Below are 25,681 nucleotides of genomic sequence, written 5' to 3'. Positions count from 1 at the left end.
GAGGAAGTTTTAACTGTTCGCCAGGGCGAACAGGGGGCGGCGCACGCGGCAGACGCATCCGCAGGCTTGCCCCCAGAGGAAGTTTTAACCGTTCGCCAAGGCGAACAGGGGGCGGCGCGCGCGCAATTTGAGCGGGACAGTCCCGAGACGCGGGCACACATGCAGAGCTGGGGATTCCCTCATAAAGAGGGCGTCGTGCTGGTCCTTTGCGGCGGCGGCATGAAAGGGCTCTCGCACCTCGGCGTGTTCGAGGTCCTTGAACGCGAAAAAATCCCCGTGGCCGCCATAATCGGCACCAGCATGGGCTCGATAATGGGCGGCCTTTACGCCTCGGGACGCACGCCTGAGGATATGCGCGAGGTGCTGTCAAAGGTTGACCTCATGGAGATAATGTCGGGGCGAAACAGGAGCGACCTCATAAACGGCTATAACAAACCGGCCGTCCCAGGCGATTCGCTGTTCTCCTTTACGATAGACAAAAATAAAAACGAGCAGGGACGCCTCGGAGCCCTCAACGCGAAAGACCTCTACGCCTTCCTCAGCGACCTTACCTCCCACGTTTCGGTGACGGACTTCGACCACCTTCCGATCCCCTTTGCCGCGGTGGCTACGAATCTGGGGAACGGCGACACCGTCATACTGCGCAACGGCAACCTGGCTTCCGCGCTGCGCGCCTCGATGTCGATACCCGTCGTCTTCGACCCCTGGCCGATGAACGGCATGCTCCTGGTCGACGGCGGCCTGAAGGCCAACCTGCCGGTACTCGAGGCGAAAAAGATATTCCCGGGACATCCGATCGTCGCCGTCAACCTCTCTCCGGAGGATATTACAAAGAAAAACGAGAACTTCCGCACCATGTTCGACGTCGCGGCGCAGACGCTGGATATTCTCATGGTGCAGCAGATCCGCCAAAACGTGGAAGCCGCCGACCTTGTCATCACCCCCGAGGTGAGCGGGTTCAGTACCTTCGCCTCAGGAGGCTATGACAAGATAATCGACAAAGGGATGGAAGCCGCCGAGGAAAAGGTCCCCGAGCTGAAGAAACTTGTCGAAGAAAAATGCCATACCTGGGATCACAGCAGAGTGGAGCGAACCAGGAGGTACGGCCCCCCCGTCGTCGCCGAGGTGCGCTTCGAGGGGGTCCCTGAGGGAGTTGCCGAGGAGCTGCATGAAAAGTACGAAGACTGGATCGGCAAGCCGCTAGATATGAGGCTCGTGGCGGACACAGTGACCCAGATATCAACGCGCGACGACATAAAGTCTGTCGACGGACGCACGGAGAACATCTCGCGCGGCTCGGTCGCCGTCATCTTCCAGATAGAACGGCCCGCGAAATATGAATTTGGCGTAGACGGATATGCGAGCAACCTTTACTGGAATCGCTGGATCTCGCTCTCCGCGGTGGTGCACGACACCCTCATGGCGGGAGATTCCGCCTCGCTCGAGTTCCGCTTTGGCACCACCTGGGGCGCGATGATGCGCTACTTCACGGTGGAGGACGAGAAAGATTCCCAGTGGGGACTCGTGCTCGCGGGACGCCGGGAAGAGTACGAGCCATATAATTACGGGAACGCCGAATTTGAGCGGTATACGGCAAAAGCCGCCTGGTACAAAAAGCTAAACGGACGTTTGCGCGTAGGCCTCGGCTACGGAGCGCAGCGCGTCACCTCGCTCGGCAATGATACGATCAACGATCACGGCCCATACTTTACGTTCAGCTTCAACACGCTTGACGACCCTATACTGCCGACGAAGGGGATGGTCGTTATGAGCGACCTCTGGTTCCCGATAGATCATAACGTGGTCTCGAACACCCAATTCCGTACCTACGTCCCATTCCTGAAGATGGGTAAGGTGATCTTTGCCGGCGGCCTCAAAACGGGAGATGCCGACAGCCTCGCCTACGCGGCGATGCTCGGCACGCGCGAAGAGCTCTACAGCCTCGGGCAGCACCCGCTGGTAGGGGACCAGGCTTACTGGCTCCACCTTGGAATAGAACGAGTATTCACCCGCTCGTGGTGGGGCGGAGTGAACGTGGAGATATTCGGCAACTACGGACAGACCATGTACGACTGGAAGAACGCCGACAGCCGCTGGGAGGTGGGCGCGGCGCTGTCCATCCCGACGAACAACTTCAGCAGCAAACTGGTATTCGTCTACGACGATGACGGCGGTTTCACGATAGGCTATACCATCGGAGTGCCGCGGTTCTGGGACGGCCCTCTTCCTTAAACCTGTAAATCGGCGTTTATACGCGCCGTCTGCGTCATAACTTGCCCTCTGAGTGTCCTCGCCGTATGACCAATACGGCTCCGGTACTCAGAGGGCAAGTTATTTAGCATCCGGCACGTCTAAACGCCGATTTACACGATTGGAAGTTAAAGATAAACAGCGATTTACCCTTCCTCCAAAATTACCCGGCACTAGCCATTTTACGCAAAATCCCCTATAATATTTTGCGGCATAATTTTGCAACCGATTGCAAAAAAATTTTTACGGAGGTGCAACATGGCTAAGAAAAAACTGATTTACGGGATCGACGACCGTCCGCCGACGCCGATACTTATTCTTGCCGGCGCGCAGCATGTTCTCACGCTTTTCGGAGCGACCACCCTCGTCCCCCTCATCTTCGGCCCCGCGATGGGCATGACTACACAGCAGATCGGCGCTTTCATCGGCTGCGTCTATTTCAGCATGGGTATAGCCACGCTCATCCAGACACACCCGAAGCTCGGCTCGGGGCTGCCGATCGTGCAGGGCTCCAGCTTCAGCTTTATTCCCCCCATCATGACGATCATCGGCGCCTATAAGAGCCTCGGCCCCGACGTGATCATGCAGTATGTCGGCGGCGCGCTCGTCGTAGGCGGCATCGTGCTCTCGCTGCTCGGTTACAGCAAGCTTATCGGCCGCATCAGGAAGATCATCACCCCCGTCGTCATCGGCCCGACGATCATGGCGATCGGTTTTTCGCTCGCGCCGACGGCGATCCAGTTCAACGCGGCGAATTTCTGGCCCGTCTCGCTGCTCGTCGTCGTGATGGTCTTTTTCTTCAGCCTCGTCTCTAAGAACAAGTATTTCAATATTTTCGCCGTGCTCGGCTCGATCGTGATCGCCTATCTGCTCTGTCTCGCGCTCTCCGTGAGCGGCGTCTTCGCGCCGGGCCATCCCGCCTATATCAACCTCCAGAGCGTCTATGACGCGCCGTGGCTCCGCTACAGGCTGTTCATGCCCTGGGGCGTGCCTAAGTTCTCGGGCCTCGCGGTCGGCGCGATCGCCGCGGGCTTTTTCTGCGTGATGATCGAATCGATCGGCGACTATCATAACTGCTCCTACGCGGCGGGCATCGACGACCCGACGCCGGAGCAGATAAACCGCGGCATCGGCGCGGAGGGCATGTGCTGCGCGCTTTCGGGGATACTCGGCTCGGTCGGCACTACTTCGTACACGGAAAATATCGGCCTTATCGGCCTCACGGGCGTCGCGAGCCGCCATGTCGTGCGCGCCGGCGCGGTGATCCTGATCCTGCTTTCGCTGATCGGCAAGCTCGGCGCGCTGATCGCCACGATGCCCTCGCCGGTCATCGGCGGCGCCTATATCACGCTCTTCGGCACGATCGGCGCTCTCGGCATCCAGAACCTCATGCGCGCCGATATGGGCAGCCAGCGCAACGTGCTCATCGTCGGCTTCGCCTTCCTGATGGCGCTCGGCCTCCCCGGATGGGTGGAACCGAATCAGGCGCTTTTCACGGGACTTTTCGGCACGACCTTCGGCGGTATGATATGGGCCGTCCTTAAGACGCCGATGGCGGTCGCGGGGATACTCGCGGCGATCTGCGACAACCTCGTCCCCGGCACGCCGAGCGAGCGCGGCATCCTCAGCGGCATCGAAGAGGCGCAGGAGAATGTAAAGAAACCGAAGGCATAATAAAGTTATAGAAGCTATCAATGACCGCTCAACTGAGGGGAGGCTGACGCCTCCTCTTTTTGTTGTACTTTTGTTGTACCTGGGAGTTTATAATTTCCTCTGCGGCCGGCCGCTTCGGCGAAGGTAACGTGTGAGCCCCAGGCGGTATTTTTACATTACCGTTACATTTGGCCGCGCCGTTTAATATTCTCTTAAACATTTGCCGCGCCGTATATGATATAGTTTTAAAGTTGTATAGAAATGACGATTTTGAATGTAAAATACGCCAGATATTTTGTAACGGCAGAGAAAGGTACGGTCATATATGCTTTCATCCATCTCAAAACGGAATATTTTCTTTATCGCCATCGCCGCGGCGCTGGTCCTCCTGTATATAGTCCCGCTCGGCTCTTACCCGCTGATGGAGCCCGACGAGGGACGCTACGCGGAGATACCGCGCGAGATGATCGAATCCGGCAATTACATCACGCCGATGCTGAACTACGTAAAATATTTTGAAAAGCCCGTCTTTCTCTATTGGATGAACGCCGCCAGCTTCCATATCTTCGGGCAGAACGAATTTGCCGCGCGTATCGGCACGGCGCTCTGCGCGCTCGCGGGGGCGCTGGCGACGGGGATGCTCGGGGCCTTTATTTACGGGCGGATCGCCGGCTTTATCGCGGGGGTGGTGACGGCGACTTCGCTGCTCTATTTCGCGATCGGCACGATCAATATCACGGATATGCCGCTCTCTTTTTTCCTCACGCTCGCCTTCGCCTCTTTCTACGCCGCGCACGTCAAGGAAGAAAAAAAGTATTATCTGCTTTTCTATTTCGCCTGCGCGATGGCGCTGCTGACGAAGGGGCTTATCGGCGTGGTGCTGCCGGGCGCGGTGATCTTTTTTTACATTATCTTCACAAAGCAATGGAAGCTTTTTTATAAGCCGCTCTATCTGCCGGGGATAGTCCTCTTTTTCGCGGTGAGCGTGCCGTGGTTCTATCTGGTCTGCCGCGATAATCCCGATTTTTTCCGCTTTTTCTTCATTCAGGAGCATTTCCTGCGTTACGCGACGAAGATGCACCACCGCTATGAACCCTTCTGGTTCTTCTTCCCGATGATCCCGCTCGGCCTCGTTCCCTGGACGGCTTTCTTTTTCGCCCTCTTCAGCAAGAAGAGCGTCGCGCGCTCGCCGGAGGGAGCGGAGGAAAAACGCGCCGGCATCTATCTGGCGCTCTGGTTCGCCGTGATTTTTCTATTTTTCTCTTTCTCTGATTCCAAGCTGATCCCCTACATCGTCCCCTGCCTGCCGCCGCTCGCGATCCTGATCGGGGCGGATATCGTGAGGATGGCCAGGGACAGGGAGTGGCACGGATATGTACCGCTCACGCTGGCGCTGACGAGCGGACTGCTCGGCGCGGGGCTGATAATCTATCCCGCCTTCGGGGAGCACGCAAGCCCCGCGCAGGCCTGGCCGATCGCCGTCAAGGCCGGCTTCGGCCTCATTGGGATGCCGGCGGTGGTCTGGTATTATACCTCGCGCGGAGGCAAAAGATATAAGGAGGCTGTTCGCGCGCTCATTCTCTGCTCGGTGCTTTTCATCTCCGGGCTGCAGGATGTTTATAATATCGTGGCCCCCATGCGTACCATGAAAGAGGTCTCCGAGGTGATAATCAAAGAGAGAAAGCCCGGAGATGTGATCGTCGCCTACGACGAGGTGCTGCAGGGCATACCATTTTATACGGGGCAGCGCGTGATGCTCGTCGGGAACCCGGGCGAGCTTGAGTACGGATCGAAGCAGCCGCTTGAGTACGGTTCAAAGCGCCCGGAGGGCGAAGGCTGGTTTCTTTCAAAGGAAGAGTTTATGCGGCAGTGGCACGCGAGGGAAAAACGCTTTATACTGGTTGTGAAAAATGGAGGCCGTTTCGAGGAGTTATTCCCCCGCGGCGACACGGGAACGGCGGAAAAGATAGAACGCGGAAAATATGTGATTCTCTTCTACAGGGAGGAGCCGACAAAATGAGAAAAGAATTTTTGCCCTTCGCCAAACCAAGCGTCAGCGAAGAGGCGATATCCGACGTCGCGGATTCTATCCGCAGCGGCTGGCTTGCGATGGGACCGAAGACGATACGCTTTGAGGAAACTTTCGCAAAATATACGGGCGCGAGCTACGCGCTCTCGGTAAACTCCGCCACCGCGGGGCTGCACTGCGCGCTGATGGCGCTCGGCCTCGGCCCCGGCGACGAGGTGATCACGACGCCGATGACCTTCGCGGCGACGGTGAACGCGATCCTCTTCACGGGCGCGAAGCCGGTCTTCGCCGATATCGACAGGGAGACGCTCGACATCGTGCCGGAAAATATCGAACGCGCGGTGACGAAGGCGACGAAGGCGGTGATCCCGGTCCATTTCGCGGGGATGCCCTGCGATATGGACAAGATCGAGGCGATCGCCGGGGCGCACGGCCTCGCGATAGTCGAGGACGCGGCGCACGCGCTCGGAGCGTCATATAAGGGGCGCCGGATCGGCGCGGACCGCGGCGCGCGGCGGCTGTCGGTCTTCAGCTTCCACCCGACTAAAAACATCACCACGGGCGAGGGCGGCATGATCTGCACCGGCGACGAGGAGCTCGCGGAGAAGATCATGGTGCTGCGCCAGAACGGCATGTCCAAGGGCGCCTGGAACCGCTACGCGGCGAAGGGCAGCGCCAATTATGACATTTTCTTCCCCGGCCTTAAATACACGATGATGGACATCCAGGCGGCGATCGGCAATTCACAGATGAGGGAGCTGCCGGAGTTCAACCGCCGCCGCGCGGAGCTGGCCGCCTTCTACCTGCGCGAGCTCGCCGGCGTGAAGGGGCTGATCCTGCCCCGGCGCGCGCCGTGGGAGTATGAGCATTCGTGGCACATTTTCACGCCCTTCGTCGATATCGACCGTCTCGGCTTCTCCCGCGACGAATTCATGGCGCGCATGAAGGAGCGCAACATCGGCACGGCGCTGCACTATCAGGCGCTGCACCTCTTTACCTGCTACCGCGAGGTGACGGGCATGGACCGCGGCGATCTGCCGGAGGCGGAATATGTCTCCGACCGCATCGTCTCGCTGCCGCTCTTCCCCGCGATGACGGACGGCGACGCGCGCGACGCGGCGGCGGCGATAAGAGAGGTGTGCGGATGTTAGAGGCGGCGAAGGCGGTTGAGGTCTCGATCGTCATCCCCGCCTACAATGAGGAGGAATCGCTGCACAAGCTCTTCGAGGAGCTTTGGCCCGTGATGGAGAACCTCGGGCGAAGCTTCGAGGTGATTTTCATCAACGACGGCAGCCGCGACGCGACGATGGGGATACTTTACGACTTTTACCGGCTTCACCCGGAGATGCGCGTGATCGACCTCGGCGCGAATTTCGGACAGCACATGGCGATCATGGCGGGCTTCGACCACGCGCGCGGCGGCAAGATCATCACGCTCGACGCCGACCTGCAGAACCCGCCCTCGGAGATACCGAACATCATCAAACAGATGGACGAGGGGCACGACGTCGTCGGCACGTACCGCGTCGGCCGCCGGGACCCGATCTTCCGCAAGGTCGCCTCGAAGTTCATCAACAAGCTCACCAACCGCATCGCGAAGCTTAAAATACGCGACTACGGCTGCATGCTGCGCGGCTATGACCGGCGCATCATCGACATCATCAACCACAGTCAGGAATCGACGACCTTCATCCCCGCGCTCGCGCAGAAGTTCGCCGTCAACCCCATAGAGATACCCGTCGCGCACCGCGAGCGCGAGCTTGGAGAATCCAAGTACGGACTCTTCCAGCTGATACGCCTCAATTTCGACCTGATGACGAGCTTTTCGCTCGTGCCGCTGCAGCTCGTGACGATGGCCGGCATGCTGCTCTCGGTGATCTCCTTTCTGCTGCTCTTTTATATGTTCGCCCGCCGCCTCTTCCTCGGCGTCGGCACCTGGCAGCTCTTCCTCGAACAGGCATTCGAGGCCTCCCAGTTCGTCATCGGCAGCATCACGCTCTTCTCGCTCGGCATCATCGGCGAGTATATCGGCCGCATCTACCGCGAGGTGAGCAAACGCCCGCGTTATTCGGTGAGAAAGATCTTCGAGCACGATGACCAGGCCTAGGACCGTCATCTTCGCCTACAGCGAGGTCGGCTGCCTCTGCCTTGAAGAGCTGATAAAAGACGGCGCGAACGTCGCCGCCGTCTTCACGCACGAGGACGACCCTCACGAGAATATCTGGTTCCGCTCCGTTAAAGAGATCGCCGAAAAAAACGGCATCCCCGTGCGCACGCCGAAAAAGCTTGAGGCGGATGAGATCGAATATTTCAATTCCCTCGCGCCGGAGCTCGTCTTATCTTTCTACTACCGCGCACTGATACCGAAGGCGGTGCTCGACGCGCCGCGCCTCGGGGCCTACAACCTCCACGGGGCGCTGCTGCCGAAATACCGCGGACGCGCCTGCGTCAACTGGGCCGTCCTCAACGGCGAAAGGGAGACGGGCGCGACGCTCCACGTAATGACGGAAAAGGCCGACCGCGGCGACATCGTCGACCGGCAGGCGGTGCCGATAGAGTTCACCGACACGGCCTACGACGTCTTCATGAAGGTGGCGGAGGCCGCGCGGCAGATAGTCGCGCGCCGGCTGCCGGAGCTTGAGGCCGGGAGCGCGCCGCGCCGCCCGCAGGACGAATCGGCGGCGACCTGCTTCGGACGCCGCCGCCCGGAAGACGGCAAGATAGACTGGTCCAAAAGCGCCGAGGAGATTTATAATCTTATACGTGCGGTGACGCATCCTTTCCCGGGGGCCTTTACAGAGCTGGCGGGAAAGAAATATTATATATGGAAGGCGCGCCCGATCGAGGGCGGCGCGAAGCCTCATACGATCGTCAGCGAGAACCCGCCCGTCATCGGCACCGGCGACGGGCTTCTTGAGATATTGAGGCTCCAGCCCGAGGGCGGAGAGGAAGGGGAGACTTTGCAATGAAACTATTCATCACCGGAGTAAACGGCTTCATCGGCACACATCTGCTGGAAAATATTCTCGCCAAAACCGACTGGGAGGTCGACGGCTTCGATATCGCCTCCACCAATCTCGAACCTTACGAGGGGGAGAACCGCTTTGCCTTCCGCAAGGGCGACATCTTCAAGGACAACGAGGTGCTTGAAGCCGAAGTGATAAAGGCCGACGCCGTCATTCCGCTGGCGGGGATCGCAAAACCGGCCTATTACATCAAGAAGCCGGTCTGGACCTTCGAGCTTGACTTCGAGCAGAATCTCAAAATGGTACGCCTCTGCGCAAAGCACGGCAAGCGGATAATCTTCCCTTCGACTTCGGAGGTCTACGGAATGAGCGGCGACGCGGAGCTCAAGGAGGACGAAAGCCCGCTCACCACCGGCCCCATCGTCAAGATGCGCTGGATATACAGCTGCTCCAAACAGATGATGGACCGCATGATAATGGCTTACGGGCAGGAACAGGATCTGCAGTATACGCTATTCCGCCCCTTCAACTGGGTCGGCCCGCGGCTCGACACCTTCAAGGACGCCGAGGAACGCCAGGCGCGCTCCGTCACGCAGATGCTCTACGACATCATCTACCGGCGCAAGATATCGCTGGTAAACGGCGGCGAACAGCGCCGCAGCTTCACCTGGATCGGCGACGGCATCGAAGGGCTGACGGCGATCATCAGAAATGAGGGCAATAAGGCCGACAGCGAGATATTCAACATCGGCAACCCGGCCAACAACTATTCGGTGAAAGAGCTCGCCGAACTCCTCATCGACGAGGCGAAAAAGTTTCCGAAATTCCGCGAAGCCGCGGAGGCCACGGAGCTGGAGATCATCCCCGCCTCGGCCTACTACGGCAAGAGCTACGACGACATGCAGAACCGCCTGCCCTCCGTCAAAAAGATGGAGATGAAGCTCGGCTGGAAGCCGAAGACCGGTATGCGCGAGATGCTTAATAAAACGATAGAGTGGTATGCCGAAAACGAGGCCAGATAATAATGACGCGGCTCGCCGTTAAGGTCGACGTCGACACGCTGCGCGGCTACCTGGAGGGTGTGCCGCGCATGCTCGCCCTGTTCAAGAAAACGGGGATAAGGGCCAGTATCTTTTTTTCCTTCGGGCCGGACAACTCCGGCAAGGCGATACGGCGCATCTTCCGTCCCGGCTTCATCTCCAAGATGATGCGCACCAAGGCTCCGTCGACCTACGGACTGAAGACGCTCATGTACGGCACGCTGCTGCCCGCGCCGCTGATAGTCCCCGCCGACCCCGGCATCGTGCGCCGCGCCTCGGAAGAGGGACACGAGGTCGGCGTCCACGCCTGGGATCACGTCTACGTGCAGGATTGCCTCGGCAAAATATCGAAAGAGGAATATCTTGCGCTCTACAAAAGGGCGGAGGCCCTCTATAGGGAGATCTGCGGACGCGGCCCGGCGGAGATCGCCGCCCCCGGCTGGCAGGTCTCGCACGCCGTCCTTGAGGCGGAGCAGGAGCTCGGCCTCGCCTATGCGAGCGACGTTCGCGGATACGCCCCCTTCATGCCGGTATTCGAGGGCGTCGAATACGGCGTGCCGCAGATACCGACGACGCTGCCGACGATGGACGAGATATACGGCCTGCCCGGCATCAACGACGTGACCATCCCCAAAGCGTGGCTTGACGGGATGGATAAAGATTGGAACGTGCTCACCGTCCACGCGGAGATGGAGGGGATCTCAAAGCTCACCGTCTTTGAAAACTTCCTCAACATGGCGAAGGCGTTGGGCGTCGAGTTCCGCACGCTCGGCGAATACGCGCGGGAGGCGCCGCTGCCGCGCGGCGAGATAATGATCGGGACCCTCACGGGACGCGCGGGCACGCTCGCGGTGCAGCTATAAGCGCATCCGCACGCTTGCTTCATATGGTAATCTAAATTGTCAGCGCGGAGCGCTGCGAAGGAATAGATAAGATGCTTGATAAGATAACGCTTTTTCTGATACTCGCCTCGGCGGGAACAAACGCCCTCGGCAGCACGGTCATGAAGCACGCCTACGGCGGAGACAGCGATATGGTCTCCTCCGGCGTCGTCGGCGCCTTTCTGAAGATCGCGCTAAACCCCTGGATCGTGATCGGGCTCGGCCTCTTCGGAATATCCTTCTTCTTCATGGCGGCGGCGCTCTCCCGCGCCGAGCTGACTCTCGCCTATCCGCTGATGTCGGGCATAGTCTATCTGCTGCTGCTCGCGATCGGCTTTTTTATATTCCATGAAAAGATCACCCTGATGCGGATCGGAGGCATGGCCTTCATCCTCGCGGGTATAACGATGCTCGCTATCAAGAGTTAAAAGGAGAAATAAATAGATGAAAATTTGTGTTGTTGGAACGGGATATGTCGGACTCGTCACCGGCACCTGTTTCGCGGAGAACGGACATACCGTCTGCTGCGTCGATATCGACGAAGAGCGGATAGGCAAACTCAGGAACGGGATCAGCCCGATATACGAACCGGGGCTCGACGAACTGATCGAGAGGAACCAGCGCGAGGGACGCCTCTCCTTTTCCACTAAAATAAAAGACGGCCTCGAGGGGACGCAGCTCTGTTTCATCGCCGTCGGCACGCCGCCGGCGGACGACGGAAGGGCGGACCTCGCGCAGGTGCTCGCCGCCATCGACGACATCGGCTCGGAGCTTTCGCACTCCTGCTATATCGTCGTCAAGTCAACGGTCCCCGTCGGCACCGGCACGCTGCTCTGCAAACGCATCAAGAGCCATCTGCGCGGGCGCGGCATGGAAAAGATCAACCTCGAGATACTTTCAAACCCGGAATTCCTCAAAGAGGGGATGGCGATAGAGGACTGCCTGCACCCGGACCGCGTCGTGATCGGCGCCGCCTCCGACGAGGCGCGCGCGGTGATGCGCGAGCTCTACCTGCCTTTCGTCAGCGAAGAGAGGATCATCTTCATGGACCCGGCCTCCGCCGAGATAACGAAGTACGCCGCGAACACCATGCTGGCGGCGCGCATCAGCTTCATGAACGAGATCGCGCAGCTATGCGACAAGGTGGGGGCCGACGTCCTCTCCGTTAAGAAGGGAATGGCCTCGGACCGCCGCATCGGCGAATATTTCCTCAACGCGGGCTGCGGTTACGGAGGCTCCTGCTTCCCGAAGGACGTCAAGGCGCTCTGCTACATCGGCGAGGGACAGGGGCTGGATATGACGATGGCCTCCGCCGTCAGCAAGGTGAACCGCAAGCAGAAGGAGCAGCTCCACATAATGATGCGCGAGCGCTTCGGCGAGGATATGGAGGATATCGAGGCGGCGATCATGGGACTCGCATTCAAACCGCAGACGAACGACATGCGCGAAGCGCCTTCGATCGCGCTGATCCGCGGCCTGCTCAACTGCGGCGCCGCCGTGCGCGCCTACGACCCGATCGCGATGGACGAGGCACGTAAACTGCTGCCGGAGAACGTCGGATATGCCGGCGATATCGAATCTCTGGTCGACGGTGCGGACTGCGCCGTGATCGTCACCGAGTGGCGGCAGTTCAGAGAGGCCGACTGGGAAAAGCTCGGAAAGCTGATGAAGCGAAAGATCGTCTTTGACGGCCGCAACATCTGCGACCCCGATAAGATGAGAGCCCTCGGATTTGAATATTACTGCATCGGCAGAAACATGCGCCCCTGCCGTTAGTCCGCGGCGCGGATAGATCCCCCATGACCGGAGAGGACGGAGAAAAGATGAGACCGCTGATCGGAATCCCGACATCGCCATTCAAACACAGCTATTCGGAAATCACACCCGTAAATATAGATAAGGAAGAGTTCGACTATTTCTGGCTCCTCTCGGTGCTGACGGAAAAGATCGTCTCCTGCGTGCGCGCCGCCGGCGGCGTCCCGCTGCTGCTTACGGCGACGCGCGACGCACAAGAGATAAAGGCCGCCGCTTCAAAACTGGACGGCTTCGTCTTCGCCGGAGGCAGCGATATCGCCCCCGCCTTTTACGGAGAAGAGGACAGGGGGACTATCTCTCCCGACCTCGACCGCGACAGCTTTGAGCTGGCCCTCTGCCGCGAAGCGCTTGAGAAAAACAGGCCGCTGCTGGGGATCTGCCGCGGCTGCCAGCTCCTGAACGTGGCCCTCGGCGGTTCGCTCATACAAGACCTGCCGGACGTTAAAGACGACTGGGGCCTCCACCGCCGTCCCGACATCGTAAGAGGCTACGTGCACGACGTAAAAATCACCGTGCCGACGCTCTTTCCCAACAACCGCGGCGAAACGATGAAGGTAAACTCCATGCATCATCAAGCGGTCGGACGCCTTGCGAAACAGGCGGAGGCCGCGGCGAGGACCGAAGACGGGATCATCGAGGCGATCTGGGCGCCGGCCTATAAATACGCCGTGGGGGTACAGTGGCATCCGGAGTGCCTTGCGGAAGACGACGGCGTACAGGCCGACATTTTCAGGGCGGTCGTCGCAAAGGCGGAGGAATAAAGAGAGACAACGTGCCGCGGGAGACCGCCGCCCGCGCGCAGTAAGCCCTTAACTGGGTCCTTCCTCCCGTATTACGGGGGCGACCCCGCGCAGCCCGGCCGAAATCATCTCCAGCACGCGGTTTCCGCGCGTTCTCATCTCAAGCTGTTCGCAGAGCAGCGTCCGCTTGTCGCTGGTCCTGTTTTCAAGGAAATCCAGCTTCTTCTCTCCGAAGAGGTTGGCGGTCTTGTCCATGTTTCTCCTGTCGTAATGGTAGAGGACGTATCTCAGCAGAACGGCGTCGCTCTTCAGTTGGGTATACCGGCGCCGCTCCCCGGAGAGCTTCCGCTCGATATCCTCGGTGCTGTTATTGGCATTGGAGAGATAACGCCCCTTCTCCCACCTCTTCAGATCATTTATACGCCATCTGAGGATATCTGTGACGATCTCCCGGTATACGTTGGTAATGACCGGGCTCTTGGCCTCCCCGGTGAATATCAGCAGCGGCCGGTCAAGCGTATCGCAGAGGTTCTTCTGATAGCAGCGAAGGTATTTCTCCCAGAAGACCTCGCTCTCAAAGAGCTCGCGCCGCCCGCCGTCGTCAAGCATCATATAATAGGCGTTGTAGCTGTCTTCAAGTTCTTTCCTGAGTTTTTCACATTCTCTGCCGAAGGCTTTATCGCTCATTTCGACAAAACGCGACTGCGGAGCGTCGGAAAAATCGTGGCATAGAAAAGAGGACGCCCTAAGGCGCGGTTTCGTATCGCTGGCCAGAGGCACGGCGGGAAAAACGAATAAGGCGATCATAGAACACCACAGGATACAACTGCGGCCAGACATTATACTAAGCCCCTTCATGATCGGCGCCCCCTTTTCTTTTTTATAACTTTTTTAGATTCTGCGCACGATAAAATAATAGGGCCATCACATGAAAAGGGAATCGGGTAAAATACGCTTTTCAGAGACCGGAAGCGAGACGAACTGCCAAGCGAGCTTCCGTGAAAATCCAATCATTCCGCCCCGCGAGCCATAGGACCATACGCGGCGGCAGAAAAACGGCTTTCCCGCCGCTCCGGCCTTCGCCGGCTGGACCCGGCGAAGCCAAACGCCAGACCCGCCGCCCGGGAACCGATAAGATCCGACGCAGGCGGCGGGCCTCTTACGAAAAGGTCTCTTTAGTTTATGGATTTATCCCTGCCGGCGCGTCTGTTCGGCTTTAAAAGCCGTGTCCAGCGCCTCCGCCAGCACATCAGGCTCGATCGGCTTGGCTACGTGGCCGTTCATGCCGTTGGAAAGCGTCTTCGTAATATCCTCGTTGAAAGCGTCGGCGGTCAGCGCGATGATCTGTATCGTCTTCGCTTCGGGGTGTGCGGAGCAGCGTATCGCGCGCGCGGCCTCGTAGCCGTTCATATGCGGCATCTGGATATCCATAAGGATCGCGTCGTAATAGCCCGGGGCCGAGGCCAGGAATTTATCGACCGCCATCCGCCCGTCCATGACCGAATCGCACTCCAGGCCGAACTTGCCGAGCAGCCCCTCCGCCACCATGCGGTTCATGGCGTTGTCCTCGGCGAGAAGGACGCGCTTTCCGCTGAAGTCGCGCGGCGCGGCGGGCGCCGCCTTTTTCCCCGCGACGCCGCCGCCGGTCAGCGTCATAAAGAGGTCGAAAAGCGAGGACTGGAAAAGAGGCTTGGGGATGAACATATTCGCCCCCGCCTCTACGGCGCTTTCTCCGGCCTGATTATGCTCGTAAGCCGAGACGACGATGATGATGACGTTCCTGTTGAATTTTTCCCTGATGCGCTTTGTGATCTCTATGCCGTCCATGTTGGGTATTTTCCAGTCTATCAGGCAGATGTTATAGGGAGCGTCCTCGCCCGCGCAGCGTTCGAGCTCGGCGATGGCGGCTTTGCCGTCCCCGACGCAGGCGTAGCGCACGCCGATGCGCCCCAGCACTACCGATATGTACTCGCGCTCGGCGGGCTCGTCGTCCACGGCCAGAACGCGCAGTTTTTCGATCCCCGCCGGCATCTGCGCGTCCAGCAAGGCCTCTCCCTTAATGAAAGGAAGGTCTACGACAAAGGCCGTCCCCTTTCCGCTGACGCTTTCCACACAAATCGCGCCGTCCATCATGCTGACGAGGCTCTTCACGATCGAGAGGCCGAGCCCGCTGCCTCCGTATTTCTGCGCGACGGCGGCGCTCTCCTGCTCAAAGGGCTTGAAAAGCCGCGCCTGCATCTCTTTCGTGATGCCGCAGCCGGTGTCGGATACCTCGATACGGATAAAGGCCTTGTTCCCGGAAGCGTCGCGCTGGCTGATCTTGAGCCAGACATGCCCCTCCGTCGTGAATTTCACGGCGTTGCTGAGCAGGTTCATCAAGATCTGGTTCACGCGCAGCTGATCGCCGATGAACCAGTCGTCCACCGGCGTCAGCAGCTTCGTCTCATATAGCAGCCCCTTCTGATGGCACTGCGCGAGATAAAGGCTGGTGACGCTGTGGATCATGTGCCGGAAGTCAAAGGGCGCGTGGGCGATCTTCATCTTGCCGGATTCGATCGACGACATGTCAAGCACGTCGTTTATCACCAAGAGCAGTTGTTTGGAGGCGACCTCCGTGTTGGTGAGATAGCCCTCGAGCTGCCGCGGCTCCGCCCCCCTGGCCAGGGTTATGAAGCCGATGATCGCGTTCAGCGGCGTCCGCATCTCATGCGAGACGCGCGAAAGGAACTGGCTCTTGGCGGCGTCCGCGCGTTCACCCGCCGCGAGCGCGTCGGCGAGGAGTCCGCTGCGGCGCTTTTCCTCGGCCAGCTGCGCATGTTCGCGCCTCCTCTTACGGGAGAGCAGGACGGAAAAGGCGGCAAGGCCCAGCATGATAAAGAGGGCGGCGACGATCCCGGAAACTACGAGCGGGCTGCCGTAGATAAAGCCCACAAACGAGAACGGTTTTTCAGTATAGGAGGCATGCCTTTGGTCGATCGCCTTTATCTCCTCGTTTTTGATACTGAGGACGCTCTTGTTGAGTATCGAAAAGAGCAGATGGCTCTGGCGGCCGCTGACGGCAACGGCGAAGGAGGTGTTGTAGCCGTAGAGGTCTTCTATCATCAGCCGGTTCGTTTCGTCGTTCTGGGCGGCCAGCTCGGCGCTGCGGCGGTATAAATAGGTCACGCTCTGCTTTCCCGAGAGCACGGCCCCCACGGCCCCGGCGACGGTATCATAGTAGACGGCGTCGCGGCGCTTGTCTGAAAGGTATTCCCCGTATTTGGCGGAGATATCCGAATCCTTCAGCAGCGCGGCCGAAGAAAAGCCGTCGCCGCCCCGTTTGTAGAGCCTTGTGACGGAGGCGTCCAGATAGGGCGCGGTCAGGCGGCAGCCCATCGCCTCGGCCTCGGCGTAATCGTACCTGGCGTCGAAACGGATATCTGTTTTTCCCGACTTCGCCAGCCGCCGGTATTCCTCGCGGCTGCCGGTCTCGATCAATTGGATGTTCAGTCCGCTGCGCTCGGTGATCATCCGCGCGATATCGCTGATGATGCCGACGGGGCGGCCGTTTTCAAAGGAAGAGAACGGCGCGCGGTCCGGGTTTATAAGCGCGGTGAGTTTCACGCCGCGCATGGCTTCGATATAGGCGCGCTCTTCGACCGTGAAAGCTATTTCCTCTCCGCAGTCGGGAGTGTAGTACTTGTTCATAAGCATCGTGAGCAGCTCCGGCTCGTCGTTGCTCAACTGTTCAAGCGCCTCGTTTACCTCCGCCATGAGCCGGCGGTTTCCCTTGCGCGTCATGATATAAAACGGAGAGGAGGCGAACTGCGCCAGCACCCATTCGTCGTCGATCGAGCGAAGGTTGCTTGTAAGCGCGGCGTCGATCTCTCCGCCCGTTTTAAGGGATTTGACCATGGAGGCGGTATCGTCAAAATAGACTGTGGAGTAAGAGAACCCTTTCTGAGCGGCGAACCCGGCAAGGTCGTCATTGCGGCTGTTGCGCCTGATCATGCCGACGCGCATGCCGTTCCAGTTGGCATAATCCTTGAGCGCGAATTTTTTGTCTCCGGCCTTCACGGTCAATATCGCGGCGGAGGTGCCGACGGGCCTGTCCGAGAAATCAAAGCGCTTCCGGCGTTCCGCGGTATTCTGGGCGCTCGTGAGCAGGTCTATTTCTCCCTTTTCCAGCATACGCTGCATTTCGCCCCAGCCCTTGCCGTATCCGACATACTCGTACCGCCAATCGGTATATCCAGCCATGTGCTGGAGCAGATCATAGCCGTAGCCCGAGCGGGCGCCGTCCCCTGATGTCACGTGGTATCCGTCGAAGGCGAAAAATCCCACGCGGACCGTCCGCAGATCTTGTCCGTGCGCGGCGGCCGCGCACGGAGACGCGCAGAGGATCAGCAAAAAACAGATAATGACGCCCGCCACCAGCCCGGCGGTCTGTCGGCGCTCTCTCATATAATGCCCCTTCTCTCTGAAAACTGCCGGCGCAAAAGACATCTTTACGCGATAGATATCCGCTTCAAGATATTCGCGCCTGTCTTCCCATCATCGCACGGAAACCGGAACGGCGGTACGATGCCGCCGCTAATTCCGCTCAAACGACACATATTATCAATAATATATAAAATCTAATCAATTAAAGCTCTTTCAAAAGCAGGTGTCAATAGAAAATTTGATTTGCCGGGCACGGCCCCGCGCTTCGCCCGCTGACGGGACGGATGCGCGGAGGGCCGTATCCGCGGCGCGCTAAAGCTCCTTCTTGTCCCGCGGCATAATGACATTAAGGGCGACGGCGGCAAGCGTGGAAATTATCACCGACGAGGAGCCGAATATCTCCTGCGCCCATGAGGGCATACCAGGGCCGCCGAGCGCGTTCGCCACCTGCGAGATGCCGACGCCGAGCGCTACGGAGATGCCGACGACGGCGCTGTTGCGCGGCGTCAGCTTCGCCGATAGCAGGAGCTTCATACCGGTCATCGTGATCGCCGCAAAGACGGTGAGGGTCGCGCCGCCGAGCACGGCCAGAGGGATCGTCGTAAGCAGCGCGGCAAATTTCGGTATCAGCCCAGCCAACAGTATGATCGCCGCCGCGAGCGCGATGACGAACTTATTTATCACCTTTGTGATCGTGACGATGCCGACGTTCTGACTGAAGGTCGCGGTCGGCAGTCCTCCGATAAAGGCGGAGAGCATGCTTGAAAGGCCGTTGCCCATGATGCCGCCCGCGAGCTCGTTGTCGCTCGGTTCCCTGTCCATCGCGCCCGCCGTCGTCGCGGAGATGTCGCCGATCGCCTGAATGGAATTCACGATATACATGATGACCATTGAGACGACGGCGGTGACGTGGAATTCTATCTTAAAGTGGTTCACCTGCGGAAGCTGGAACCATTGGCTTTCAATGATCCGCTCAAAGGAGACCATGCCGAGGGAGGCCGCCAGGATATAGCCCGCGGCCATGCCGAGCAGGACCGAGGCAAGTTTGGTAAATCCTTTGGTGAAGAAGGAGAAGAAGCTCACGGCGGCGAGCGTGAAGAGCGCCACCCCCCAATTGAGCGCGGAGCCGAAACCGGGCATACCGGCGCCTCCCGCCATATAGCGGATGGCGACCGGATAAAGCGAGAGCCCGATCGTAAAGACGACCGTTCCGGAGACGAGCGGCGGAAAGAGCGGGCGCAGCCTGCGAATAAATATCCCGACGATGATCGCCGCGAAACCGCCGACGATCTGCGCGCCGAGAATGGCGGGGGGCCCCATCGAACCGCCGATGGCGATCAGGACAGGCACATAGGCGAAGCTGACGCCCATCACCACGGGAATGCCTGCTCCGACGCGCCCGGCGACCGGATAGAGCTGGATAAAGGTGGCGATCGCCGCCGTAACGAGCGAGGCCTGGATCAGCAGCATCGTGTCCTCCGGCGAAACGTTCGCCACCACGCTTATCACGATGGCCGGCGTTATGCAGCCGATGATCATCGCAACGACATGCTGCATGGCAAGCGGCAGGGCTTCGGTGAATTTGGGAATGCCGCGGAGCTCAAAGAGAATCTTGCGTGTTGATTGTGACATGTCTTTCAAATCCCTTCTCACAGTTTATATGTTGTGGAACAGACAAATACATTTCACTGGAACCAGAACGCCTTTTTACAAAAACAGGACAACAGCAAGACCGCCCGCTTCAACGATCACACGCGGCAGTCCCCCATCTCTTCATGTGGAACGATCTCAATTTTCGACAGCTACATTATACACCATAATCTTAAAAAGTTTTAGTATTTTTCCTGATTTTCATAAAAAATTTTTGATTTTTATGTTCCGACGGATATTCCCCGCTCTCCGCCGGGGACGCGGCCTATTTGCCCCGGTTTTGCGGCAAACACTTATACTTTTATCATAATAAAGGTATAATATAATAAATAATAAAGAAGAAAGGGCGTGAGGGTATGGAGAAACGTATCATAACGATCAGCAGGCAGTTTGGCAGCGGCGGACATGAGGTCGGCATGAGGCTGGCCAAGAGGCTCGGCGTCAAATTTTACGACAAGGAGCTCGTGGATCTCCTTGCCAAGGACGGCAAATACGACGTGGACTTTATCGAGGCGAACGAAGAGAAATGTTCCCCGCCGATGTGTCCGATAATGCCTGGCTTCGCGATGCCGGTATTTTACCAGGATCTGCCCTCCGACCTCATCTACAAGGGACAGTCAAAGCTGATAAGAAGCCTCGCCGAACGCGGCCCCTGCGTGGTGGTGGGCCGCTGCGCCGACTATATCCTCCGCAACATGAACCCCGTCGACTGCTTCATCTACGGAAGCCTTGACGAGCGTATCAACAGAAAGATGTCGATGATCCCCGAGGGGCTCGATTTTACGAGAGAGGAGATAAAGAAGCGCATTATCGACGTCGACAAGAAGCGCGCAAAATATTATGAGTTTTACGCCGACCGGAGATGGGGCAAGATGGAGGACTACGACCTCTGTATCAGCACCGACAATATCGGCGTCGACGGCGCGGTGGAAACGATAATGGCCTATCTGGAACACTGTAAATAAACGGCGTTTTTGAAATTCCCGGCCTCCCAGCGGAGGCCGTTTTTTGTTTCCGCAGAAAGCGCGTCCGTGAAAAAGACAACGCCGCCGGGCCCTCCCGCAAGGAGGCCCCGGCGGTGTTTGCCGTCATCGTTCACCGGCAGCTTCGGTCCTGACCCGGCCGCCTTGTTAAAAGGTTACGCTTTCTTATACTGCGAATAATATTCGTCCAGGATCGTCACAAGGTCGCGGCCGATCTCGCGATAGGCGTGGTCGGGAAGGTTTGCCAGCGAGACGCGCACGGACCAGTCCGGGGCGTCGAAACCCTCGCCAGGGAGCAGCACCACGTTGGGATTTTCAGCGAGACGGAAGAGGATGTCGATCGGTTCAAAGTTCTTCATGAGCCACTCCGCGAAGCCCTCGCTATATTTTTCCTTCGCCCAGAGCGAGACGTCGAGCAGCTGGTAGTATGCCGTGCTGTGAGGGGAGAGTGGCAGCGGCCACTTGAGGTTGTTCCAGAAATCCTTGCAGCGCCGGCGGATGATATCCTTCGTCAGGCGGTTGTAGGCGTTCGTCTTGTCGATCAGCGAGTGTATGGCGAATAGCGCCATCTGCACCTGCTGCGGCACCGACAGCCCCGCCGTGTGGTTCAGCGCGATGTCGCGGCTGTCTGCGACCATGCGGTCGATAAATTTTATCTTCTCCGGATCGACGGCGAGCTCCGCATAGAGCTTCGCCGTCTTGATCCTCTGCGCCGCGGGCATCGCCGCGATCATATCGTCGAAGACGTTTTTGCGGTGGATGCCGATGACTCCAAGCCGCCAGCCCGTACAGCCAAAGTATTTTGAGAAGGAGTAGGAGCAGATGGTGTTGTAGGGGATCGTGTCGAAGAGCGAGCGGTAGTCGTCGGCAAAGCTGGAATAGACGTCGTCCGTGACTATCATCAGCTGCGGGTTTTTCGCCGTGACGATATTTTTTATCTTCTGCGCCGTTTCCGGAGATATCTCCACCGAGCCCGGGTTGCTCGGGTTGACGATGAAAAAGACCTTGACCTGCCGGTCGGCGAGTTTTTCAAGCTCTCTGTCCGAATACTGCCACGAATGGCGGGGTTCGCCGCCGACGAGCTCCGTACCGTCTGCATAGACCTGCACCGTTTTGAATGAATACCACGGCAAGTTCGGTATCTCGATATAGGGCGTGAAGATCGGCGTGCCGAGGGCGATGGTATCGCCGGGCTTCAGCAGTCCGTTGTTGAGCAGCGAGCGGAATATGTAGACCATCGCCGCCGTCGCCCCTTCCGTCGCAAAGAGGTCGAAATCCTGGTCCTGCGCGCCCCCTTGCTCAAGTTCTTTGATGATGTATTCGCGCACGGCGCTCTCGCAGCATGGCATTATCCGGTCCGGCGTCGGGTAGTGGCAGCCGAGGATGCCGTCGCAAAGTTCGTAGGCCCACTCGTCGGCGTCGAAGCCAAGGATATTGACGCCGTATTGAAAAGACCGCTTGAGGCAGTCGGCCCCCGGCATCATTGAATTGACATCCAGCCAGCCGGCAAGGCGCGAGCCCATCCCCTCTTTTTCCGGCAATCCCGCGAGGATGCCTTCGTCCCAGACGCGGCGGCTCTCCGTTATCGCGAAGCGTCCAAGCGTGAAAAAGGCCTCGCGAGGCTCCGTCGCGATCCAGTTCGGATTGCCGCGTCCCGCGTTGAGCATCACGGAGGAGGCGGCGCGGGCGTGTTTTGAAGCCATCTCGATGAGGACGTTTTTCACCTCGAACGGGCTCAGCGTTTCATAGGCTTTTTCCTGTTTTTTTGTCGGCATATCCATGTAGGAGACACTCCTTTAGGTTAGGTATTTTTCCTTATTAATTTAAGCAAAATGGAACTCTAACATTAATATTATTCTTTTTTTGTAATTTATACATGTTTAATTGCGTATAACCATCACATGCTTTTTGCCTAGAGGACATTCGGCAAAAACTATTTTTCGCAAAAATGATCCGCGCTCTATACTCGGATCATACGGTGCGAAGAGACGAAAAAAGGAAAAAATTCGGCACATACCATCCGTATAAATTACACAAGACGGTATTTAACAGGAGGGATTTCTAAAATGTCACTTTACCAGAAGGAATACGAACACAGAGAGATCGACCCGACATTCGGCTCGGCGGCCATGGCCAGCCTGCTGCCGAAAAACGCGTTCCCCGAGGCGGAGATGAAGGCGCAGGACGCGTATCAGGCGGTCCACAACGAGCTCGTCCTCGACGGCAACGCCTCGCAGAACCTTGCCACATTCTGCCAGACCTGGCTCGATGAAGAGACGCATAAGCTGATGGACGAGTGTATCGACAAGAATATGATCGATAAAGACGAATACCCGCAGACGGCGGAGCTCGAGGCGCGCTGCGTCCGTATGCTCGGCAACCTGTGGAATTCGCCGGAGGAGGCCAACACCATCGGCACCTCGACCACCGGTTCGTCGGAAGCGGCGATGCTCGGCGGCCTCGCGGCCCTCTGGCGCTGGCGCAAAAAGCGCAAGGCCCAGGGCAAACCTACAGACAAGCCGAACATCGTCACCGGCGCGGTACAGATCTGCTGGGACAAGTTCGCCCGCTACTGGGATATCGAACACCGCCAGATCCCGATGAAGCCCGGCAAATACTGCATGACTCCGGAAGAGGTCGGCAAGTATGTCGACGAAAACACCATCTGCGTCGTCCCCACGCTTGGACTGACCTTCACGCTGCAGTACGAACCGGTCAAGCAGGTGGCGGAGGCGCTCGACAAACTCCAGAAGGAGACGGGGCTTGACATCCCCATCCACGTCGACGGCGCCAGCGGCGGATTCATCGCCCCCTTCATCCACCGTGACCTTGTATGGGACTTCCGCATCGAGCGTGTAAAATCTATCAACGCCTCCGGTCACAAGTTCGGGCTGTCCCCCCTCGGTGTGGGCTGGGTAATGTGGAGAGAGGTCTCCGATCTTCCCGAAGAGCTCATATTCTATGTCAACTACCTCGGCGGCAATATGCCGACCTTCGCGCTGAACTTCTCCCGCCCCGCGGGACAGATCGTCAGCCAATACTACAATTTCATCCGCCTGGGCAGAGAGGGCTATTCAAAGATCCAGCAGGAATGCGCCGAGACCGGCCAGTTCCTCGCGGGCGAGATCATGAAGTTCGGCATCTTCGAGATGGTATACGACGGAGACGGCGGCGTTCCCGGCTGTACATGGAAGTTCCGCGACGATGTGAAGCCCGGCTTCTCGCTCTATGACCTCGCCGACAAACTGCGCTCAAGAGGCTGGCAGGTTCCCGCCTACTCGCTTCCCGCGGACGCGCAGAATGTCGTCGTCCAGCGCATACTTGTCAGGAAGGGGTTCAACATCGATATGGCCTCCCTCCTCATCGAAGATATGAAGAGAGCGCTCGCGTACTTCAAGACGCATCCCGTCGCGAAGCCCCTCACGGAAGCGGAGACGGGAAACTTCAAACATTCATAAACAAAAAGCGTCAGCAAATAGCTGTACATTCCGAAAAAGCCGGCGCGTCCGGCTTTTTCGGAATATTCATTCGGAAAATTTTTGAAAGGAGAAGATCAAAATGAGTGCTGAAAATAAACCGGCATCCGGTTCAAAACGCGGAACGATCGGCGTCTTTACACTGGCTATGATGAACGTCGCCGCGATAGTCAGCCTGCGCGGCCTGCCGGCGGAGGCGGAATATGGCCTTTCGTCGGTGTTTTACTATATATTCGCGGCCGTATTCTTCCTGATCCCCGTGGCGCTCGCCGCGGCGGAAATGGCGACCGCATGGCCGCAGAAGGGCGGCGTATTCAGGTGGGTCGGGGAGGCATTCGGCGGAAGGCTCGGCTTTGTCGCTATTTTCCTCCAGTGGATGCAGAACACGATATGGTTCCCGACAGTCCTGACCTTCGCCGCCGTTTCCGTGGCGTATATAGGAACGAACCCCGGCGCGGACTCCGCCCTCGCGGCGAACAAGATGTACACCCTGGCGATAGTCCTCGTCTTTTACTGGGGCTCGACGCTGATGAACTTCAGAGGGATGTCGCTCTCGGGCGCGATAAGCAAATGGGGCACTCTCATCGGCACCGTCATCCCGGCGGCGATCCTCATCGTCCTCGGCATCCTCTATTACGTTACGGGGCATCCGATCTACATGTCGCTGCATGCCGGCGACCTCATCCCCGACCTGGGGAACTTCAGCAACCTCTCGCTCGCGGTGAGTATATTCCTCTTCTACGCGGGAATGGAGGTCTCGGCGGTCCACGTCAACGAAGTAGAGAACCCGGAGAAGAATTACCCGCTCGCCATTCTCATCTCGGCGGGCATCACGGTGGCTATCTTCGTCTTTGGAACATTGGCGATCGGTTTCGTCATCCCGCAGAAGGACATCAACCTTACACAGAGCCTGCTTGTCGCCTACCGCAACCTCTTCCAGGCCTTCGGCCTCGAATGGCTTTCGCCGGTCGTCGCGATCTGCCTCGCCCTCGGAGTCTTCGCGGGAGTCAACACATGGATCGCGGGACCGAGCAAAGGTATCCTCGCCGTAGGTAAGGCCGGATATCTGCCGCTCATCCTCCAGAAGACAAATAAGCATGGAGTACAGGTCAACATCCTCTATTTCCAGTCGGCGATCGTAACGGTCCTTTCCGTCATCTTCGTGCTGCTGCCCTCGGTGCAGGCGGCCTACCAGATACTCTCCGCCCTTACAGTCACCATGTATCTCATCATGTACATGCTGATGTTCGGGGCGTTTATCAAGCTGCGCCTCAAAGAGCCTAACACGCCGCGCCCCTTCAAGGTGCCGGGCGGAGAGCTGGGAATGTGGCTTGTGGGCGGAGTGGGACTCATCGGCGCCTTCGCGGCATTCATCGTCGGTTTCATACCGCCCGGACAGATACCGGTCGGCAGCCCAACGGAATGGGTCGGACTGCTCATCGTCGGCAACCTCCTCGCGGTCGGCGTGCCTCTCCTGATCTACCACTCCCGCAAAGAGAGCTGGAAGACGGCTGAAGGAGCGGATTCTTTCGAGCCTTTCAGCTGGCAAAAAAAGCCTGACGCCCCCGCGCAAACGAAGAACAAATAAAATAACCGCGACAACAAAAACGGCGACGGCGGCCGGGGGACAAAATGACTCCCGCCGCCGCTCCGGCATAGAGTGAGCTCCGCGCTCTCCACGTAATCGCGCGTATTTGCTCTCCAACAGAGTTTTTAGGGGTTGCCAAAAATCAGAGGCGTGCTATAATAGCCCCTGTCGAGATTTTCGACCTGATA

The 25,681-nt window shown here is 58.4% G+C and carries 18 protein-coding genes; 14 read left to right on the top strand and 4 right to left on the bottom strand.

The genetic code is table 11. The features are described from left to right. Nucleotides 1-159: 159 nt before the first annotated feature. The 11 genes from CLOEV_RS00945 (at nt 160) to CLOEV_RS00895 (ending at nt 13,395) form a co-directional block, all read left to right on the top strand. Complete coding sequence (locus CLOEV_RS00945; RefSeq protein WP_051484781.1) at nt 160-2,232, top strand: patatin-like phospholipase family protein; 2,073 nt, start codon at nt 160-162, stop codon at nt 2,230-2,232. 276 nt (nt 2,233-2,508) lie between these two features. Next, the gene (locus CLOEV_RS00940) at nt 2,509-3,924 is read left to right on the top strand and encodes a uracil-xanthine permease family protein (RefSeq protein ID WP_008709295.1); all 1,416 of its coding nucleotides are present in this window, start codon (nt 2,509-2,511) and stop codon (nt 3,922-3,924) included. Nucleotides 3,925-4,228: 304 nt separating this feature from the next. Next, nucleotides 4,229-5,923: a phospholipid carrier-dependent glycosyltransferase gene (locus CLOEV_RS00935; protein ID WP_008709294.1), complete on the top strand. Its 1,695-nt coding sequence runs from the start codon at nt 4,229-4,231 to the stop codon at nt 5,921-5,923. Further along, nucleotides 5,920-7,083, top strand: a complete 1,164-nt coding sequence (locus CLOEV_RS00930; RefSeq protein WP_008709293.1) for a DegT/DnrJ/EryC1/StrS family aminotransferase — start codon at nt 5,920-5,922, stop codon at nt 7,081-7,083. The genes CLOEV_RS00935 and CLOEV_RS00930 overlap by 4 nt, the downstream gene beginning before the upstream one ends. Then, nucleotides 7,077-8,039 carry a glycosyltransferase gene (locus CLOEV_RS00925; RefSeq protein ID WP_008709292.1) on the top strand — a complete coding sequence of 321 codons (963 nt, stop codon included), beginning with the start codon at nt 7,077-7,079 and terminating at the stop codon, nt 8,037-8,039. The genes CLOEV_RS00930 and CLOEV_RS00925 overlap by 7 nt, the downstream gene beginning before the upstream one ends. After that, nucleotides 8,026-8,901 carry a formyltransferase gene (locus CLOEV_RS00920; RefSeq protein WP_008709290.1) on the top strand — a complete coding sequence of 292 codons (876 nt, stop codon included), beginning with the start codon at nt 8,026-8,028 and terminating at the stop codon, nt 8,899-8,901. The genes CLOEV_RS00925 and CLOEV_RS00920 overlap by 14 nt, the downstream gene beginning before the upstream one ends. Beyond that, nucleotides 8,898-9,920, top strand: coding sequence for a bifunctional UDP-4-keto-pentose/UDP-xylose synthase (locus CLOEV_RS00915; RefSeq protein WP_008709289.1), 1,023 nt, complete (start codon nt 8,898-8,900; stop codon nt 9,918-9,920). Before CLOEV_RS00920 ends, CLOEV_RS00915 begins: the two co-directional genes overlap by 4 nt. A 2-nt stretch (nt 9,921-9,922) precedes the next feature. After that, entirely contained in the window at nt 9,923-10,801 is an 879-nt protein-coding gene (locus CLOEV_RS00910; RefSeq protein WP_008709288.1) for a polysaccharide deacetylase family protein, read from the top strand. A gap of 71 nt (nt 10,802-10,872) precedes the next feature. After that, nucleotides 10,873-11,247: a DMT family transporter gene (locus CLOEV_RS15585; RefSeq protein WP_008709287.1), complete on the top strand. Its 375-nt coding sequence runs from the start codon at nt 10,873-10,875 to the stop codon at nt 11,245-11,247. A gap of 16 nt (nt 11,248-11,263) precedes the next feature. After that, on the top strand, nt 11,264-12,595 hold the full coding sequence (locus tag CLOEV_RS00900; protein ID WP_008709286.1) for a UDP-glucose dehydrogenase family protein: 1,332 nt from the start codon (nt 11,264-11,266) through the stop codon (nt 12,593-12,595). 47 nt (nt 12,596-12,642) lie between these two features. Continuing rightward, the gene (locus CLOEV_RS00895) at nt 12,643-13,395 is read left to right on the top strand and encodes a gamma-glutamyl-gamma-aminobutyrate hydrolase family protein (RefSeq protein ID WP_008709285.1); all 753 of its coding nucleotides are present in this window, start codon (nt 12,643-12,645) and stop codon (nt 13,393-13,395) included. Between the two features lie 48 nt (nt 13,396-13,443). Here the strand turns inward: CLOEV_RS00895 and CLOEV_RS00890 are convergent, their stop codons facing one another. From CLOEV_RS00890 to CLOEV_RS00880, 3 genes are all read right to left on the bottom strand, one after another. Further along, a complete protein-coding gene (locus CLOEV_RS00890; RefSeq protein WP_008709284.1) occupies nt 13,444-14,232 on the bottom strand; it encodes a hypothetical protein in 789 nt (262 codons plus the stop codon). 330 nt (nt 14,233-14,562) lie between these two features. After that, nucleotides 14,563-17,817 carry a response regulator gene (locus tag CLOEV_RS15580; RefSeq protein WP_051484780.1) on the bottom strand — a complete coding sequence of 1,085 codons (3,255 nt, stop codon included), beginning with the start codon at nt 17,815-17,817 and terminating at the stop codon, nt 14,563-14,565. A gap of 291 nt (nt 17,818-18,108) precedes the next feature. Continuing rightward, nucleotides 18,109-19,428: a uracil-xanthine permease family protein gene (locus CLOEV_RS00880; protein ID WP_034441361.1), complete on the bottom strand. Its 1,320-nt coding sequence runs from the start codon at nt 19,426-19,428 to the stop codon at nt 18,109-18,111. 374 nt (nt 19,429-19,802) lie between these two features. Between CLOEV_RS00880 and CLOEV_RS00875 the strand changes: the two genes are divergently transcribed. Further along, complete coding sequence (locus CLOEV_RS00875; RefSeq protein ID WP_008709280.1) at nt 19,803-20,411, top strand: cytidylate kinase-like family protein; 609 nt, start codon at nt 19,803-19,805, stop codon at nt 20,409-20,411. A 173-nt stretch (nt 20,412-20,584) separates the two neighbouring features. Here the strand turns inward: CLOEV_RS00875 and CLOEV_RS00870 are convergent, their stop codons facing one another. Continuing rightward, the gene (locus CLOEV_RS00870) at nt 20,585-22,210 is read right to left on the bottom strand and encodes a bifunctional aspartate transaminase/aspartate 4-decarboxylase (RefSeq protein ID WP_034441359.1); all 1,626 of its coding nucleotides are present in this window, start codon (nt 22,208-22,210) and stop codon (nt 20,585-20,587) included. Nucleotides 22,211-22,495: 285 nt separating this feature from the next. Here CLOEV_RS00870 and gad point away from each other — a divergent pair, with 285 nt between their 5' ends. Further along, nucleotides 22,496-23,887, top strand: a complete 1,392-nt coding sequence (gene gad / locus CLOEV_RS00865; RefSeq protein ID WP_008709277.1) for a glutamate decarboxylase — start codon at nt 22,496-22,498, stop codon at nt 23,885-23,887. Nucleotides 23,888-23,987: 100 nt separating this feature from the next. Beyond that, nucleotides 23,988-25,493: a glutamine/gamma-aminobutyrate antiporter GadC gene (gene gadC, locus CLOEV_RS00860; protein ID WP_034441358.1), complete on the top strand. Its 1,506-nt coding sequence runs from the start codon at nt 23,988-23,990 to the stop codon at nt 25,491-25,493. Nucleotides 25,494-25,681 lie beyond the last annotated feature (188 nt).

Source organism: Cloacibacillus evryensis DSM 19522 (assembly GCF_000585335.1).
Classification (GTDB): domain Bacteria; phylum Synergistota; class Synergistia; order Synergistales; family Synergistaceae; genus Cloacibacillus; species Cloacibacillus evryensis.
Note: the sequence above shows the minus strand (reverse complement) of the source record. Positions and strands in the feature narration are given on the sequence as shown.

Bases quoted from the DNA above. Each gene is read 5' to 3' on its own strand.
- CLOEV_RS00910 (WP_008709288.1), top strand. From the start codon at position 9,923: ATGACGCGGCTCGCCGTTAAGGTCGACGTCGACACGCTGCGCGGCTAC.
- CLOEV_RS00915 (WP_008709289.1), top strand. From the start codon at position 8,898: ATGAAACTATTCATCACCGGAGTAAACGGCTTCATCGGCACACATCTG.
- CLOEV_RS00900 (WP_008709286.1), top strand. From the start codon at position 11,264: ATGAAAATTTGTGTTGTTGGAACGGGATATGTCGGACTCGTCACCGGC.
- CLOEV_RS00890 (WP_008709284.1), bottom strand. From the start codon at position 14,232: ATGAAGGGGCTTAGTATAATGTCTGGCCGCAGTTGTATCCTGTGGTGT.
- CLOEV_RS00880 (WP_034441361.1), bottom strand. From the start codon at position 19,428: ATGTCACAATCAACACGCAAGATTCTCTTTGAGCTCCGCGGCATTCCC.
- CLOEV_RS15585 (WP_008709287.1), top strand. From the start codon at position 10,873: ATGCTTGATAAGATAACGCTTTTTCTGATACTCGCCTCGGCGGGAACA.
- CLOEV_RS00870 (WP_034441359.1), bottom strand. From the start codon at position 22,210: ATGGATATGCCGACAAAAAAACAGGAAAAAGCCTATGAAACGCTGAGC.
- CLOEV_RS00935 (WP_008709294.1), top strand. From the start codon at position 4,229: ATGCTTTCATCCATCTCAAAACGGAATATTTTCTTTATCGCCATCGCC.
- CLOEV_RS00930 (WP_008709293.1), top strand. From the start codon at position 5,920: ATGAGAAAAGAATTTTTGCCCTTCGCCAAACCAAGCGTCAGCGAAGAG.
- CLOEV_RS00895 (WP_008709285.1), top strand. From the start codon at position 12,643: ATGAGACCGCTGATCGGAATCCCGACATCGCCATTCAAACACAGCTAT.
- CLOEV_RS00920 (WP_008709290.1), top strand. From the start codon at position 8,026: ATGACCAGGCCTAGGACCGTCATCTTCGCCTACAGCGAGGTCGGCTGC.
- CLOEV_RS15580 (WP_051484780.1), bottom strand. From the start codon at position 17,817: ATGAGAGAGCGCCGACAGACCGCCGGGCTGGTGGCGGGCGTCATTATC.
- gadC (WP_034441358.1), top strand. From the start codon at position 23,988: ATGAGTGCTGAAAATAAACCGGCATCCGGTTCAAAACGCGGAACGATC.
- gad (WP_008709277.1), top strand. From the start codon at position 22,496: ATGTCACTTTACCAGAAGGAATACGAACACAGAGAGATCGACCCGACA.
- CLOEV_RS00925 (WP_008709292.1), top strand. From the start codon at position 7,077: ATGTTAGAGGCGGCGAAGGCGGTTGAGGTCTCGATCGTCATCCCCGCC.
- CLOEV_RS00940 (WP_008709295.1), top strand. From the start codon at position 2,509: ATGGCTAAGAAAAAACTGATTTACGGGATCGACGACCGTCCGCCGACG.
- CLOEV_RS00875 (WP_008709280.1), top strand. From the start codon at position 19,803: ATGGAGAAACGTATCATAACGATCAGCAGGCAGTTTGGCAGCGGCGGA.
- CLOEV_RS00945 (WP_051484781.1), top strand. From the start codon at position 160: ATGCAGAGCTGGGGATTCCCTCATAAAGAGGGCGTCGTGCTGGTCCTT.